Source organism: Methylobacterium sp. WL12 (assembly GCF_008039475.1).
Lineage (GTDB): Bacteria > Pseudomonadota > Alphaproteobacteria > Rhizobiales > Beijerinckiaceae > Methylobacterium > Methylobacterium cerastii.
In genome coordinates, this window is record NZ_VRUW01000038.1 from 28,831 (window position 1) to 43,981 (window position 15,151).

At 71.8% G+C, this 15,151-nt stretch carries 15 protein-coding genes and 1 pseudogene; 13 read left to right on the plus strand and 3 right to left on the minus strand.

Annotation, left to right across the window (positions count from 1 at the left end):
• The first annotated feature begins 302 nt into the window (after positions 1-302).
• The 4 genes from FV226_RS15335 to FV226_RS15350 all read left to right on the plus strand — a co-directional run bounded on the left by FV226_RS15335 (position 303) and on the right by FV226_RS15350 (position 3,009).
• Complete coding sequence (locus FV226_RS15335; protein WP_147763584.1) at positions 303-572, plus strand: hypothetical protein; 270 nt, start codon at positions 303-305, stop codon at positions 570-572.
• Positions 573-763: 191 nt separating this feature from the next.
• Complete coding sequence (locus tag FV226_RS15340; RefSeq protein WP_147763585.1) at positions 764-1,507, plus strand: molecular chaperone DjiA; 744 nt, start codon at positions 764-766, stop codon at positions 1,505-1,507.
• Positions 1,504-2,250: an N-acetylmuramoyl-L-alanine amidase gene (locus FV226_RS15345; protein WP_147763586.1), complete on the plus strand. Its 747-nt coding sequence runs from the start codon at positions 1,504-1,506 to the stop codon at positions 2,248-2,250. The genes FV226_RS15340 and FV226_RS15345 overlap by 4 nt, the downstream gene beginning before the upstream one ends.
• A gap of 9 nt (positions 2,251-2,259) precedes the next feature.
• Positions 2,260-3,009 carry a hypothetical protein gene (locus FV226_RS15350; RefSeq protein ID WP_147763587.1) on the plus strand — a complete coding sequence of 250 codons (750 nt, stop codon included), beginning with the start codon at positions 2,260-2,262 and terminating at the stop codon, positions 3,007-3,009.
• A 10-nt stretch (positions 3,010-3,019) separates the two neighbouring features.
• On the opposite strand, the gene FV226_RS15355 is transcribed toward FV226_RS15350, so the two are convergent.
• Positions 3,020-4,048 (minus strand): TerC family protein, encoded by a 1,029-nt coding sequence (locus FV226_RS15355; protein ID WP_147763588.1) that lies wholly within the window; start codon positions 4,046-4,048, stop codon positions 3,020-3,022.
• A 227-nt stretch (positions 4,049-4,275) separates the two neighbouring features.
• Here FV226_RS15355 and FV226_RS15360 point away from each other — a divergent pair, with 227 nt between their 5' ends.
• Positions 4,276-5,517: a TIGR03862 family flavoprotein gene (locus FV226_RS15360; protein ID WP_246691612.1), complete on the plus strand. Its 1,242-nt coding sequence runs from the start codon at positions 4,276-4,278 to the stop codon at positions 5,515-5,517.
• Positions 5,514-6,197: a spermidine synthase gene (locus tag FV226_RS15365; protein ID WP_147763590.1), complete on the plus strand. Its 684-nt coding sequence runs from the start codon at positions 5,514-5,516 to the stop codon at positions 6,195-6,197. Before FV226_RS15360 ends, FV226_RS15365 begins: the two co-directional genes overlap by 4 nt.
• Positions 6,198-6,408: 211 nt before the next feature.
• On the opposite strand, the gene FV226_RS15370 is transcribed toward FV226_RS15365, so the two are convergent.
• Positions 6,409-7,245, minus strand: a complete 837-nt coding sequence (locus tag FV226_RS15370; RefSeq protein ID WP_147763591.1) for a collagen-like protein — start codon at positions 7,243-7,245, stop codon at positions 6,409-6,411.
• Positions 7,246-7,465: 220 nt separating this feature from the next.
• Here FV226_RS15370 and FV226_RS15375 point away from each other — a divergent pair, with 220 nt between their 5' ends.
• The 4 genes from FV226_RS15375 to FV226_RS15390 all read left to right on the plus strand — a co-directional run bounded on the left by FV226_RS15375 (position 7,466) and on the right by FV226_RS15390 (position 13,576).
• Entirely contained in the window at positions 7,466-8,242 is a 777-nt protein-coding gene (locus FV226_RS15375) for an ImuA protein (RefSeq protein WP_246686169.1), read from the plus strand.
• Positions 8,166-9,737, plus strand: a complete 1,572-nt coding sequence (locus FV226_RS15380; RefSeq protein WP_147763592.1) for a DNA polymerase Y family protein — start codon at positions 8,166-8,168, stop codon at positions 9,735-9,737. The genes FV226_RS15375 and FV226_RS15380 overlap by 77 nt, the downstream gene beginning before the upstream one ends.
• Complete coding sequence (locus FV226_RS15385; RefSeq protein WP_147763593.1) at positions 9,710-13,057, plus strand: error-prone DNA polymerase; 3,348 nt, start codon at positions 9,710-9,712, stop codon at positions 13,055-13,057. Before FV226_RS15380 ends, FV226_RS15385 begins: the two co-directional genes overlap by 28 nt.
• Positions 13,058-13,138: 81 nt before the next feature.
• Positions 13,139-13,576 carry a hypothetical protein gene (locus tag FV226_RS15390; RefSeq protein WP_147754420.1) on the plus strand — a complete coding sequence of 146 codons (438 nt, stop codon included), beginning with the start codon at positions 13,139-13,141 and terminating at the stop codon, positions 13,574-13,576.
• A 34-nt stretch (positions 13,577-13,610) separates the two neighbouring features.
• Here the strand turns inward: FV226_RS15390 and FV226_RS15395 are convergent, their stop codons facing one another.
• Positions 13,611-14,150 carry a formaldehyde-activating enzyme gene (locus tag FV226_RS15395; RefSeq protein ID WP_147754419.1) on the minus strand — a complete coding sequence of 180 codons (540 nt, stop codon included), beginning with the start codon at positions 14,148-14,150 and terminating at the stop codon, positions 13,611-13,613.
• Positions 14,151-14,320: 170 nt separating this feature from the next.
• Here FV226_RS15395 and FV226_RS15400 point away from each other — a divergent pair, with 170 nt between their 5' ends.
• The 3 genes and pseudogenes from FV226_RS15400 to FV226_RS15410 all read left to right on the plus strand — a co-directional run.
• Positions 14,321-14,560 carry a hypothetical protein gene (locus FV226_RS15400; protein ID WP_147754418.1) on the plus strand — a complete coding sequence of 80 codons (240 nt, stop codon included), beginning with the start codon at positions 14,321-14,323 and terminating at the stop codon, positions 14,558-14,560.
• A 118-nt stretch (positions 14,561-14,678) separates the two neighbouring features.
• Positions 14,679-14,855 (plus strand): annotated as a pseudogene (locus tag FV226_RS28970) (transposase); the annotation flags it as partial.
• A gap of 55 nt (positions 14,856-14,910) precedes the next feature.
• Positions 14,911-15,151: transposase (locus FV226_RS15410; RefSeq protein WP_187278767.1), on the plus strand; the 241-nt coding region annotated here is incomplete at its 3' end.

The following is a 15,151-nucleotide window of genomic DNA, read 5'->3' on the forward strand; positions in this document are numbered from 1 at the left end:
CAGGCGATGGTCGCGACGGATGGGGTCGCCGATTTCGGAAACCCGCTTCCGCAGGCTCTTAACCCGCGCCGTGCGCCGTGCCGAGGGCATTTCGCGGCGTCGATGGCCCGAGCCGGAGCAGATCGGAGTCTTGAACCGGGGCGCCGCACCCTGGAGACAAGCTCGGCTTTTCGGCTACTGCCCGCATCCCGGCGGAACCTTGGCCGTGTCATGTGCATTTCATGGTGGATAAGGCTAAGCTCGGACCGCACCATCACCACGGCGAAACGCCGGATCGGATGCACAAGGGAGTCTCGGAACTCATGAAGAAGCTCATCGCCGCCGCCCTCGCCGGCACCCTCGCCCTCTCGGTCGGCGCCTGCAACACGCCGCAGGACCGCGCGCTTGGTGGCGCCGGCCTCGGCGCACTGGCAGGCGCCGCGATCGGCGGAGCCGCCACCGGCCGAGCCGGCGGCGCGCTGGCCGGTGCCGCGATCGGTGGTGCGGGTGGCGCCATCGTCGGCGCCTCGACGGCGCCGCGCTGCCCCTACGGCACCTACCGCGACGCCTACGGCGACGTGTACTGCCGCTGAGGCTTCGCCGCCCCGGCACTGAAGCAGGATGGAGGAGGGCCGGAGCCGAACGCTCCGGCCCTTCCGCGTTTCGGACGGAGCCTGTATCCCCGGCGGCCTGTCGTCGGCGGAACGCTTCGAGGTCCGCCGGCATCGCAAAAAGGCCAGCCGGTGACCGTGCCGCATCTCCAAGACAACCCCGCCGGGTCCCGATGAATTCGGGGATCTGGGGCAAGCTCGGCGGCGCCGGGATCGGCCTCGCGATCGGCGGCCCCCTCGGGGCGCTCGCGGGCGGGCTCGCCGGGCACTATCTCGTCGACCGCGAGGGCGCGCTGTTCGGCCCGATGCCGCGGGACGTGGTCTTCACCACCGGCCTCGTGGCGCTCGCCGCCAAGATGGCGAAGTCCGACGGCGTGGTCACGCCCTCCGAGGTCGAGGCCTTCGGCAAGGTGGTGCAAGTCGGCGAGGCGGAGCGCGCCCGCGTCACCCGCCTGTTCGACCTCGCGAAGCGCACGACCAACGGCTACGAGGCCTATGCCCGCCAACTCGCCAACGCCTTCCACGACGAGCCGTCCCTGCTGGAGGACGTCCTCGACGGCCTGTTCCACATCGCCACCGCCGACGGGGCGATCCATCAGGCCGAGGAAGCCTATCTCCGCGCCGTCGCCGAGATCTTCGGGTTCGACGACATCGCGTTCCGCCGCATTGCCGCCCGGCACGTGCGCCTGGCCGACGACCCCTACCTCGTCCTCGGGCTGGAGCACGGCGCCGACCCGGCCGCGGTGAAGGTCCGCCACCGGCAGCTCGTGGCCGAGAACCATCCCGATCGCGCGATCGCCCGCGGCCTGCCGCCCGAGGCGGTGGCGATCGCCACCAAGCGCCTCGCCGCGATCAACGCCGCCCACGACCGGATCCTCGCGGAAAGCGGCGTCCGTCTGGAAGGCGGTGCGGCATGACGCCGGACAGCCCGCTAGCCACCCGCATCCAGCCCTCGCCGAACCATGGCGAGCGCCTTGGCAAGCGGCCGGACATGCTGATCCTGCACTACACCGGCATGGACGGCGCGGCCGCCGCGCTGCAGCGGCTCGCCGACCCGATCGCCGAGGTCTCGGCCCATTACGTCGTGCTGGAAGACGGCACGATCCTGCAGATGGTGCCGGAGGGCCGCCGCGCCTGGCATGCCGGCCGGGCGTCCTGGCAGGGCGAGCGCGACGTGAACTCGCGCTCGCTCGGCATCGAGATCGTCCATCCCGGTCATGTCGGCGGCCTGCCGCCCTACCCTGAGGCGCAGGTCGCGGCGGTGACCGCGCTCGCCCGCGACATCGTCGTGCGCTGGGCGATCCCGGCGGACCGGGTGCTCGCCCATTCCGACATCGCTCCCGACCGCAAGGAGGATCCGGGCGAGAACTTTCCCTGGCGCCGGCTCGCGGCCGAGGGCGTCGGCCATCACGTGCCGGAGGTGCCTCTGCGCGACGGTCGCTTCTTCGCCGAAGGCGATGCGGGGCAGCCGATCGAGGCGCTGCAGGCGATGCTCGCGCTCTACGGCTATGACCAGCCGGTGACGGGCACGTTCGATCCGCACATGCGGGCGGTCGTCACCGCCTTCCAGCGCCATTTCCGGCAGGCGCGCGTGGACGGCATCGCCGACGCCTCCACCATCACGACGCTCCGGGACCTGATCGCGTCGCGTCCGACCTGAAGGAGGCTCATGCCCCGCCATCACCGCCCAAGCGCCGTGCCGGCCGGCCTCGTGCTGCTGGCCGCCCTCGCCACTCCGGCGTTCGCCCAGGATGCCCGGACGGGTGCGGCCAAGCCCAGCGCGATCTGCCCGGACCTGCCCGATCTCGGCGGGACGCTGCGGCGGGCACGGGTCGTGGCGGAGGGGGGCGTCGCGTTCGTCCGGTCGGCCGACGCGGACCCGGCTTGCCCGAGCCTCGCGCCCACCTGTCGCGAGAAAGCCTTCCTCGTCGCCGGCAACGGCGTGATCCGCGGCGCGTCGAGCGGCGCCTTCGCCTGCGCGTCCTATGTCGGCGCGACGGGCCAGATCCGATCCGGCTGGTTGCCGGAGCGGGCGCTGGCCGACGACGCGCCCGCGACGGTCGGCCTCGACGACTGGATCGGCACGTGGATGAGCGGGCCGGAGCAGACCGTTACGATACGGCGCAAGGGCGAACGCCTCGTGCTATCGGGGACGGCATCCTACGGGACCCAGGACCCGGAACGGGTGAAGCGCGGGGCGATCAACATGGGTTCGTTCGAGGCCGAACTCGCTCCCGACGGCCAGGACATCGCCTGGACCGACGGCGACAAGGCCGTGATCCCCGGCTTCCGCCCGGACGAGGTGAGCCGTTGCAGCGTCCGGATGCGGCTGATGCCGCCGGACCTCGTCGCGGAGAGCAACGGGGCCTACGGCGGCATGAACGTCACGTTCAGTGGGGTCTACCGCCGGGGCGGCTAGCTGGCGGGGCTCAAGCCCGGCCGTGCAGCTCCGCCTCGCGCCCGTCCGTGGCCGTGTCGGCATGCACCTCGCCGCGGGTACGCCACAGGCTGTAGAGGATGCCGACGGTGAGCAGCACCACCGTGACCGCGAGCGACACCCACGGCGGCACGTCAACCAGGCCGAAGGTGTCGGCGACCACGATCTTCGTGCCGATGAAGATCAGGATAAAGGCGAGCGCGGTCTTGAGGTAGGCGAAGCGATCGACCATCGCGGCGAGCGCGAAGTAGAGCGCCCGCAGGCCCAGGATCGCGAAGATGTTGGACGTGTAGACCACGAAGGTGTCCGTGGTGATCGCGAAGATCGCCGGCACGCTGTCGACCGCGAAGATCACGTCGGCGCCGTTGACCAGAACCAGGGCGAGCGCCAGCGGGGTGAGCCAAAGCGCGGTCTTGCCTGTCCGCGGATCAGCCTTGCGAACCATGAAGTGCTGGCCGTGAAGCTCGGGCGTGATGCGCAGCTTCGCCCGCAGCCAGCGCACGGCGGCATGATCCTGAAGGTCGCCGGCATCCTCCTCCTTGGAGAACAGCATCTTCAGGCCGGCATAGATCAGGAAGGCGGCAAACAGCGACAGGACCCAGGCAGCCTGGTGCACCAGCGCGGCGCCAAGCCCGATCATCAACCCGCGCAGCAGCACCGCGGCGAGGATGCCCCAGACCAGCACACGGTGCTGGGCGGCGAGCGGGATGCCGAGGGCCGAAAGGATGACCGCGATGACGAAGACGTTGTCCATCGACAGCGACTTCTCGACCACGAGGCCGGTGACGTATTCCTGGGCGGGCTGGGCGCCGAGATACCACCAGATCCAGCCGCCGAAGGCGAGGCCGAGGCTGAAGTAGAAGGCGGTGAGGAGCAGGCTCTCCTTCACGCCGATCTCGTGCTCCTTGTCGCGGTGGAGCAGGCCGAGGTCGAAGGCGAGGAGGGCCGCGACCAGGGCGTGGAACCCGAGCCACATCCAGATCGGCTTGCCGAGCCACTCGACGTATAGGAAATCGACCATTCGCGGGACCGTGATGCTTCTTTTGCAAGGAAAGCATCGGCTCCGACATCACGGAAGCATCTTGAGAGAGCATCCCGCCAGAGGGGCCCGCAGCCGATGAGCCGCAGTTAGAGACGCGAACGCGGCGAATCAAGGGCGGCCCAAACCGGGTTCGGGCGCCGCTGCCATGCCTTGACAGCGCGGGCGAACCGACGCCTTCCGCTGCCATGGACATTCGAGAGGACGACGTGGCGCGAGAAGACGCCCTCCAAGAGACAGTGGCGATCGTTGGCGGCGGCCCTGCCGGGCTGGCGGCAGCCGAGGTGCTGTCGGCCGCCGGGCACGCGGTGGGGGTCTACGAGCGGATGCCGTCGGTCGGCCGCAAGTTCCTGCTCGCCGGCCGCGGCGGGCTGAACCTCACCCACAGCGAGCCCGCGCCGGACTTCCTGCGCCGATACCATCCGTCGGGCAGCTTGGGCCGCGCGATCGAGGCGTTCCCACCCGATGCCCTGCGCGCCTGGTGCGAGGATCTGGGCGAGCCGACCTTCGTCGGATCGAGCGGGCGGGTCTTCCCGAAGGCGTTCAAGGCCTCGCCGCTGCTGCGGGCGTGGCTGCGCCGTCTCGAGGCTTCTGGCGTCCGCATCCACACAAGGCACCGGCTCGCGGCGTTCGAGGACGGCACCCTGGTGTTCGAGACGCCGGAGGGGAAGAGCTGGACGCGGCCGAAGGCGGTGCTGCTGGCGCTGGGCGGCGCGAGCTGGCCCCGGCTCGGCTCGGACGGGGCCTGGGTGCCGATGCTGGAGAACCTCGGCGTGGCCGTCGCGCCCCTGCGGCCGGCCAACGCGGGCTTCGCGGTGGCGTGGTCCGAGCACTTCCGCGAGCGGTTCGCCGGGCAGCCGCTGAAGCGGATCGGGCTTGCCGCCGACGGCGTGATCGTGCGCGGCGAGGCGGTGGTCACCGAAGACGGGATCGAGGGCGGCGCGATCTACGCGGTGTCGCGGGCCTTGCGCGCGATGATCGAGCGTAAAGGCGCGGCCCGCCTCGTGCTCGACCTGCGCCCCGACCTGACGTTGAGGGCGCTGGCCGACCGGCTGTCCGACCCGCGGCCCGGCGAATCGATGGCCACCCGCCTGCGCAAGGGGGCCGGCCTGTCGCCAGTCGCGGCGGGGGTCTTGCGCGAGTCGGCGGGCGTCGCATTGCCGGCCGATCCGGATGCGCTCGCCGGGCTGATCAAGGCCGCGCCGTTGCGCCTGCACGCCATGGCCTCAATGGAGCGCGCGATCTCCACCGCCGGCGGGGTCGGCCTCAGTGGGCTCGACGCGGGCTTCATGGTCCGCAAGCGGCCCGGCCTGTTCGTGGCGGGCGAAATGCTCGACTGGGAGGCGCCCACCGGCGGCTACCTGCTCCAGGGCGCGATCAGCAGCGGCCGGGCGGCGGCGGCCGGGATGGCGGCCTGGCTCGCCGAAGATCGGGGCACGAGCGCCGCATGATCCCCTGGGAGAACCTCGATACCGCCTCGATCCCCGGCGACGGCGGCACCCTGCGGCTGCGGCGGCGGGGCACCGAGTTCTCGATCATGCTTGGCCAGAACGAGCTGATGAACAGCCGCCTCAGCGGCTCCGAGGAGGCGCTGGCGACGCTGGCCTGCGGCAGGATCGCATCGCGAAAGGCGCCGCAGGTGCTGATCGGCGGGCTCGGCATGGGCTTCACCCTGCGCGCGGCGCTGGGCACGCTGCCTCCGGGGGCGGCGGTGACCGTCGCCGAGCTCGTGCCGGCGGTGGCCGCCTGGGCGCGGGGGCCGCTCGCAGGCGTGTTTTCCGGCATCCTCGACGATCCCCGCGTGTCCCTGCGAGAGATCGACGTGGCGCGCGCGATCGCCGAGCGGCCCGCTGCATGGGACGCCATCCTGCTCGACGTCGACAACGGGCCGGACGGCCTGACACGGGCCTCCAACGACAGGCTCTACGACGCGGCAGGCCTCGGCGCCGCCCGCGCCGCCCTGCGCCCGGGCGGCATCCTCTCGGTCTGGTCGGCAGGGCCCGACCGCAGCTTCAGCCGCCGCCTGCACGATGCCGGCCTGAGCGTCGAAGAGGTCTCCACCCGCGCCAACGGTCGAAAGGGCGGCGCCCGCCATGTGATCTGGCTCGGGGTGCGCTCCGGCCGCGGCTGACTAGCGACTCCCGTTTCTGGCCCCTCTCCGTCATCCCGGGGCTGCGCAGCAGACCCCGGGATCCAGAGCCGCCGACGGTGCCGGGATCGAGCGCGACCTGCGGCTCTGGATTCCGGGCTCGCCTTCGGCACCCCGGAATGACGAGGATGGGGGAGACGCGATCGACCATTTGGATTCGACAGCTACGATCCGCCGCCTTCTCAGGCGATCGTCACATCCGGGCGCAGAATCCGACCATGCCGGTAGACTCGGACGGGCAAGAGGCGGTCGCCGTGCCGTCGGCGCCTTGCGAGAAGACCGGGGCGCCGGCCTTGAGGCAGTAGGCCGAGACGAAGACCTCGCCGCTCGCGCAGGCGATCGCGCAGCCGGAGGCCGGGCAGGTCTCGCTGCGCACCGCCCGGAACGGTGTCGCGGGAGCCGCGGCGGGCAGCGCGGCTGCGGCAGGCCCCGCCGGACCGGCCTCCCCTTTCGAACCAGGTTCCCCCTTCGGACCGGCTTCGCCTTTGGCGCCAGCCTCGCCTTTGGGACCCGCTTCACCCTTGAGACCCGGCTCCCCCTTGGACCCGGCCTCGCCTGCCGGGCCGGCCGGCCCGGGAAGTCCCGCCACGCCCTGCGGGCCAGGCTCGCCGCGCACACCGGTCTCTCCCTTGGCGCCGGCCTGGCCCTCGGGGGCGCAGTTGGCGATCACCGCCTCGCGCTCGTCCTCGTCGCTCTTGAGGGACACGACGCAGCTGCCCGGGCGGTAGGGCAGACGGAAGAGGAAGCGGCCGCGAGAATCGGCCATCACCGACACGTCCTCGTCCATCACCACGACGGCGCCGCCCTTGCGGACCGAGCCCGAGATCCGCAGGTCGCCGGCCTCGATGCGGGCGTCGTAGACCATGATCGGCTGTGACGGCGCCTGAGGCCGCCGCGCCCGCGGGCGGGGGGCCGGCGCGGGCTTCGTCTCGGCGCCCGGAACCGCCGCCGGCTGCTGGGCCTCGGCGGCCCCGGCGAGGACGAGACAGCCGACGAGCAACGTGGCGGCGCGCACGAGACGAAGGGTCATGGTCGGACGATTCCTACCGCCGGATCGCGCGGCGGCGGGACATTGCCGCTTGGCCGCCGCCGGGGTCAACCCTGGGTTTCGGGACGGCGGTCGTCGCCTCGTACACAACCGTCCACAGGCCAAGTCGCTGCGCAAGCGAGACTATTTCGTGGAGCTACGAAACCGTTTGAAAATGTTCTTGTTTTGTTCCTATCTGGCGTCATGTCGGAGCTGGATCGGGATGGAGCCCTCGCGTGACGAACCGGAGGAACGGGCGCCCTCCCCGGCGGAACGGATCGCCGCGTTGCGGGTGCGCCTGGACGCGGAGCGCCGGTCCGATGCGGGCGGCGTGCTCCCCTTCGGCGTCGCCGACCTCGACGCGCGGCTTCCCGGGGGTGGGCTCGGCCTCGGCCTCCTCCACGAGGTCGCCCCCGAGGGCTCGGGCGACGAGGCCTCCGCCCTGGGCTTCGTCCTGGCGCTGGTCGCCCGCCATCTCGCGCGCGCGGCCGGGGATGCCCTCCTCGTCGTCGCCCCCGGCCATCCGATTCCCTACGGCCACGGCCTCGTCGGCCTCGGGCTCGATCCAGGGCGCCTGCTGCTGCTCGAGGCCGAGGCGGACGCCGTCGTGTTCGGCGCCCTCGAGGACACGCTGCGGGCCGGGCAGCTCGCGGCGGTGGCGGGGCTCGTCGCGGATGGGCTTCCGCTGAAGCCGGGCCGTCGCCTGCAACTGGCCGCCGGTTCCTTCGGCACCTCGCCGCCCCTTCTGCTGATCCTGCGGCCTTTCCGGGCCGCCCTGCCGAACGGCGCAGCGACGCGCTGGCGGATCGCGGCCGGCGGCGCGGCGCGCGACCGGTTCGGCTGCACCCTGCGTCCCCGTTGGCGCGCACGGCTCGACCGCTGCCGCAACGGCCGGCCGGGCGACTGGCTCCTGGAGTGGGATCATGCCGCGCATCGTTTCGATCTGCCTGACGGACTGGCCCGTCGCGCGCCTGATGCGTGCGGGGGCTACGCCGGATGACGGCCTGCCCCTGGTGATCGCCGCCGCCGGAGCCGGCGGCCTGCGGCTCACCGCCGTGAACCCGGCCGCCGCCGCGCTCGGCCTGCGGCGCGGCGAGCCGCTGGGCCGCGTGCGCGCACGCCTCTCCACCCCGCTTCACGTCCACCCGGCCGACCCGGCGGCCGACGCGGCGGCGTTCGCCAGGCTCTGCCTCTGGGCGCAGCGCTACACGCCGAGCGTCGTGCCCTTCGGCCCGGCCGAGGCCTGCGACGGCCTCTACCTCGACGTCACGGGGGCGGACCACCTCATGGGCGGCGCGGACAAGCTGGTCGCAGACCTCGCCGCCCGCTTGGCCCGCGCCGGCATACCGGCACGGATCGCCGTGGCGGAGACCCCCGGCGCGGCCTTCGCCCTGGCTCGCCACGGGCGCGAGGAGATGGCATGCGTCCCCTCGGACGAGACCGAGCAGATCCTGAGGCCGCTTCCGGTCGAAGCCCTGCGCTGCGAGCCCGCCGTTGCCGTCGCCCTGAAGCGGCTCGGGCTTCGCCGCATCGGCGCCCTCCTCGACGCGCCCCGCCCGCCCCTGGCGCGCCGTTTCGGCGAAGCCCTGCTCCTGCGCCTGGACCAGGCGACGGGCCGCCGCCCCGAGCCCCTTAGCCCAATCTCCGAACCCGTGCGTTACGGCGCCGCCCGCGGCTTCCTCGATCCGGTCGGGAGCCAGGAGATCGTCGTCGCGACGGCGCGGCGGCTGATGGCCGAGATCGCGCCGCGCCTGGAGGCGGACGGCCTCGGCGCCCGCGGCGTGCGCCTGTCGCTGCACCGGGTCGACGACGTGGTGCGCGCCCTCGACCTCGGCCTGTCAGAGCCGAGCCGCTGCCCGGACCACGTGGCCCGCCTGCTGCAGCTCCGGCTCGAACGGCTCGGCTCGGGCCTCGATGCCGGCTTCGGCTTCGAGACCGTCCGCCTCGACGTGGCCGCCACCGGTCCGATGCCCGGCCGCCAGGCCGCCCTCGACACCGGACCCGTGCCCCCCGGCGCGCGCATCGCCGGCCTCGCCGACGCCCTGCGCCAGCGCTTCGGCCGCCCGGTGATCCGCCTGTTGCCGCGCGCGAGCCACGTGCCCGAGCGCGCCGACCGCATCGCGCCCTGGCGCACGGAATCTTGTCGCCCCGAACCTTGGCGTGTCGAGCGCGTCGTCCTGCACTGGCCCGATCCCGATGCCGGGATCGGGCCACGCCCGCTGGTGCTGTTCGACCGAGGCGAGGCTGCCGAGGACGTGATCGCCCTGGTGCCGGAGGGGCCGCCCCGCCGCTTCCGCTGGCGCTCCCGCCTCCACAGGATCGCCCACGCCGAGGGGCCGGAGCGGATCGCACCCGAATGGTGGCGCGAGGCCGGCATCCCCCGCGACTACTACGTCGTCGAGTGCGAATCCGGCCGCCGGCTCTGGCTCTACCGCGACGGCCCGAACCTTCCCGAGCGGCCGGCCGCATGGTTCGTGCACGGGCTGTTCGCGTGACGGGGGGGACTTACGCGGAACTGGCCGTCTCCACGAACTTCTCGTTCCTGCGCGGCGCCTCGCATCCGCAGGAATACGTCGAGCAGGCGATCGCCTACGGCCTCGACGCCATCGGCATCGCCGACCGCAACACCTTCGCCGGCGTGGTGCGCGCCTACGCGGCGGCGCGGGTGAAGCCGGCGCGCCCGGGCGCCGAGGACATTTGGAATATCCCGTTCCTGCCGGGCGTGCGGCTCGTCACCGAGGAGGGGTTCGAGGCGGTGACCTACCCGATGGACCGGGCCGGCTACGGCCGCCTGTGCCGGCTCCTGTCCACGGGCAACCGTCGGGTGCGCAAGGGCGAGTGCCGGTTCTCCTTCGCCGAGATGCTGGATGCGGCCGAGGGCCAGGTCTTCATCGCGATGCCCCCCGGCCGGCGGCCAGTGCCGCCGGCAAGCTTCTCCGCCCGGGTCGAGGCGCTGGCGGCCGCCGCCCCCGGCCGGGTCTGGCTCGGCGCGAGCCACCATCACCGCGGCGACGAACGCCGCCGGCTCGGGCTCCTGGCCGAGCTCGGCGACCGCCTCGGCGCACCGATGGTCGCGGTGTCCGACGCGCTCTACCACCATCCCGACCGGCGCCCTCTGCAGGACGTGATCGCCTGCATCCACGAGGGCTGCACCCTCGTGGAGGCTGGCTACCGCCTGGAAGCCAACGCCGAACGCCACCTCAAGCCGCCCTCCGAGATGGCGCGGCTGTTCGCCGACCACCCGGAGGCGCTGGCCGCGACGCGCGAGATCGTGGAGGCCTGCACGTTCTCGCTGGGCGAGCTGGTCTACGAATACCCGGACGAGCCGGTTCCGCCGGGGAAGACGGCGCAGGCGCACCTGACCGAGAAAGCCTGGGACCGGGCCCGCTGGCGTTTCCCTGACGGCATTCCCGATGCGGTCGCGAAGACGCTCGACGACGAGCTGAACCTCATCCGGAAGATGGATTACGCGCGCTACTTCCTCACCCTGTTCGACATCGTAGAATTCGCCCGCGACCGCGGCATCCTGTGCCAGGGGCGCGGCTCGGCCGCCAACTCCGTGGTCTGCTACTGCCTCGGCATCACCGCGGTCGACCCGACCCAGATCCGCCTGCTGTTCGCCCGCTTCATCTCCGAGAACCGCGACGAGCCGCCCGACATCGACGTCGACTTCGAGCACGAGCGCCGCGAGGAGGTGATCCAATACCTCTACGGCAAGTACGGCCGCGAGCGCGCCGCGATCTGCTCGACGGTGATCCACTACCGCCCGCGCTCGGCGATCCGCGAGGTCGGCAAGGTGCTGGGGCTGACCGAGGACCTCACCGCCGCGCTCGGCGAGACCGTGTGGGGGTCCTGGGGCAAGGACCTACCCGACAAGCATGTGGCTCAAGCGGGGCTCGACCCGGAGAACCCGGCGATCCGCCAGGCGGTGGACCTCGCGGTCTCGCTGGTCGGCTTCCCGCGGCACCTGTCGCAGCATGTCGGCGGCTTCGTGCTCACCCGCGGGCGCCTCGACGAGACCGTGCCGGTCGGCAACGCCGCGATGCCCGACCGCACCTTCATCGAATGGGACAAGGACGACATCGATGTGGTCGGCCTGATGAAGGTCGACGTGCTGGCGCTCGGCATGCTCACCTGCATCCGCCGGGGCCTCGAATTCCTCGCCCGCGACTACGGCCACGACTACCCGACCCTCGCCGACCTGCCGCAAGAGGAACCGGAGGTCTACGCGATGCTCTCGAAGGCCGATTCCGTCGGCGTGTTCCAAGTCGAGAGCCGGGCGCAGATGTCGATGCTGCCGCGGCTGAAGCCGAAGGCGTTCTACGACCTCGTAGTGCAGGTCGCGATCGTCCGCCCCGGCCCGATCCAGGGGGACATGGTGCACCCCTACCTGCGGCGGCGTTCCGGGAACGAGCCGGTGGAGTACCCCTCCCCCGACCCGGCGCACGGCCCCCGGGACGAGCTCGAAGGCGTGCTGAAGCGAACCTTCGGCGTGCCCCTGTTCCAGGAGCACGCCATGCAGATCGCGATCACCGCGGCCGGCTTCACCCCGGCCGAGGCCGACGGCCTGCGGCGCGCCATGGCGACCTTCCGGCATGTCGGCACGATCGGCGGGTTCGAGGAGAAGTTCATCGGCGGGATGACGCGGCGGGGGTATCCGCAGGACTTCGCCGAGCGCTGCTTCAAGCAGATCCGCGGGTTCTCGACCTACGGCTTCCCGGAGAGCCACGCGGCGAGCTTCGCGCTCCTGGTCTACGCCTCGGCCTGGCTGAAATGCCGGCACCCGGACGTGTTCCTGGCCGCGATCCTCAACGCGCAGCCGATGGGCTTCTACCAGCCGGCGCAGCTCGTGCGCGACGCCCGCGCCCACGGCGTCGAGGTGCGCGGACCCGATGTCAACGCCAGCGACTGGGACTGCACCCTGGAGCCGGCCTCGGAAGCGCCCCCTCCCGGGGTGCCGAAGCGGCTCGCGGTGCGGATCGGCCTGCGGCAGATCACCGGGCTGCCGCAAGGTGCGATGCGCCGGCTCGTGGCGTTGCGGGCCAACGGCTACGCCAGCATCGAGGGCTTGCAGGCGGCCCTGGCGCTACCCCGAAACGCCCTGGAACGGCTGGCTGAGGCCGACGCCTTCCGCTCCCTCGACCTCGACCGGCGGGCGGCCCTGTGGATGGTGCGGACGCTGGAGGGCGGACGCCTCGCCAAGGCCGCGCCGGACGCGGGCCTGGGCCGGCGCGCGCACCTGCTCGAGGCGCCGCTGCCGCTCTTCGCCTTCCACGCCGACGACGGGCTCTTCCGCAACGAGCCGGCCGTGGCGCTGCCGGCCATGCCGGCCTCCGAGCAGGTAGCGGAGGATTATTCCGCCACCGGGCTCTCGCTCAAAGGCCATCCGGTCGCGTTCTTCCGGGCTCGACTCGCCCGGATCGGCGCGATCCCGGCGCGCGAGCACCACGATCCGAGCTTTCCCCAGAACGGCCGCGTCACCGTGGCCGGGCTGGTGCTGACCCGCCAGCGTCCCGGAACCGCCAAGGGCGTCGTGTTCCTGACGCTCGAGGACGAGACCGGCATCGCCAACGTCATCGTCTGGAAGACGGTGTTCGAGGCCAACCGTCGCGCCGCGATGAACGCACGCTTCCTGGCGGTGCAGGGCCGGGTGCAGCGGGCCGAGGGCGTCGTCCACCTCGTCGCCGAGCGGTTCCGCGACCTGACGGAGGAGCTGCGCGCGCTGCGCGAAGGCGGCGTCCGCTTGCCGCCCGAGACCAACGACTTCGGCGCCCCCGTCGATCGCCGGACCTATCGCAGCCGGGACTTCCATTGAGCAGGACGCCGAACCTGTAAAGTCAGGAGCTTGGACAGCCACGAGCCTCGACAGCGGATCGGCCACTTGTATGGTGCGGCCATGCTCCGCTTCGCCCTCGCCTGCCTCCTGCTGATTCCCGTCGCCGCCCGCGCGGACGAATGCGACGGCCTCGCTCAGAGGATCGCCGCCACCACCGGCGGCAAGGTCGGGCGCCGCGCCGGCCCCAGCATCGACATCAGGGTGCCGGGCTCGATCAAGCTCGACCTGACCTGCCGGGCCGAGCCGATCGTCCAGGCGAGTTCCGGCGAGACGACGCCGTCCGCGACCTTCTTCCGCGACCTCGCCATCGCCTCGGAACTGCTCGTCGGCGAGCCGGCCGGCACGGTCGAGGCCGTCATCGCCAAGGCGCACGCCACCGCACTCTCCGAGCGGCGCAAGTCGTTCATCCAGCAGAACGGATGGTCGGCGAGCTGCTACACCGACAGCACCGGCTCGATCCGCACCCTCTGCTCGATCGGCCGCATCCCGCCGGGGTGAGGCGCCCCCTGCGAGCCGGAACCGCCCGTTTTGCTCAGTACTCGATGATGTCTTCCAGCGCGTAGTGCTTCACCGTCTTGCGGTTGGCGATCAGCTCCTCGACCGTCGGCTCGCCGCGCAGCGCGCGGCCGATGGCAAGCTTCGTCGCCTCGTAGTTGGTGCGGTAGAGGTCCTTGCGGTCGAGGTTCTCGTCCTCCGAGCACCGGACGTCGAGCCAGATCATGATGATCATGCACAGCTCGTCGAGGCCGTCCTTGGGCAGGATGCCTTCGATGATGCAATCCACGATGGCGTCCCCGGTGGCCGCCTGAACCACGCCACCGAGAAGCTCGGCATACTCGGCCGTGTGGATCGTGACCTTGGTGGTCATCATCGTGGCCGGGCGCACGAGCTGATTGAGGTCGCGCACCACGAACATCCGCGTGTGGCCCTGCACCTGGCCCATCATGCCGGCGAAGGCTTGGCCGACGGGGCCGCGCGTCGAGCCGATCAGAACCTCGGGCATCGCGTCGGTGTATTGCCCCTCGGCGGCGAGCACGGTCGCCTCGCCCGTGCGGAACCAGATCTCGGACATGTCTCTCGGCCTCGGAAGCGGCGCCCAGGAAACGGCGCGGTCGGCCGCGCAGACATCATCCCCGGCCGCCTTCGTCAACCGTTGGTCCGGACGACAAAGGCGGACGGCGGCCCTGGCCTCCGCAGGCGCGATCGGTCATGCAGGGGGCGACCGAACGGGAATGAACGACGATGAGCGATCCGGACCAAGGACCGGGCCGGGGGCCGGCCAGCGAGCGCGGCTGGAGCCTGTCGGCGGCGCCAGCCGGCGATGGGGTGCGCCTAGAACTCGGGCTGCCCGACGTCGGAGGCAAGCCCATCACCGCCATCCTCGCCCTCAGCCGGTCCGAGGCGCGCGCCTTTGCGCGGACGCTGCTCGCGGCCGCCGGCGACGCCGCCGAGCGCAGCTTCCCGCAGGCGCCGAAGCCCTAGAGCATCTTCTGTGATCGCTAGATCACAGAAGATGCTCTAGGGTGTGGTGAGGATTCAACGATTGGGGATTTCGGCACGGGCGTTGATGTGATTCAAGGCTGCTTTTGGAGAGCCGCCTTTGACTGTCGCGCCTGATCCCGATGTCCTGAGCGACGCGCAGTGGGCACGGTTGGCGCCGCTGATGCCTGGCGGCTGCAAGGGCAAGCGTGGTCCGCGCACGGACAACCGGCTGTTTATGGATGCCGTCCTGTGGATGACCCGGGCCGGTGGGCGCTGGAAGGACCTGCCCGACCGGGACTGTCAGGAATTTCGTGTGGAGGCGGCCATAGTGGACCCGAAGGAGGTTTCCGATGGCACGACGCAAAGCACCCCACATCCCTGACGCGATCCTGGACCAGCTGCTGGCCGGTGCCGATCCGAAGGCGGCGTTTGAAGCTGACGGCCTGCTTGATCGGCTGAAGAAAGCCCTGGCCGAGCGGGCGCTCAACGCCGAGATGGACCATCATCTGGCGGGCGAGGACGCCGGCAACAGCCGTAACGGCTACGGCCGCAAGACGGTCACGACCGAGACGGGCCGGATCGAACTGGCGA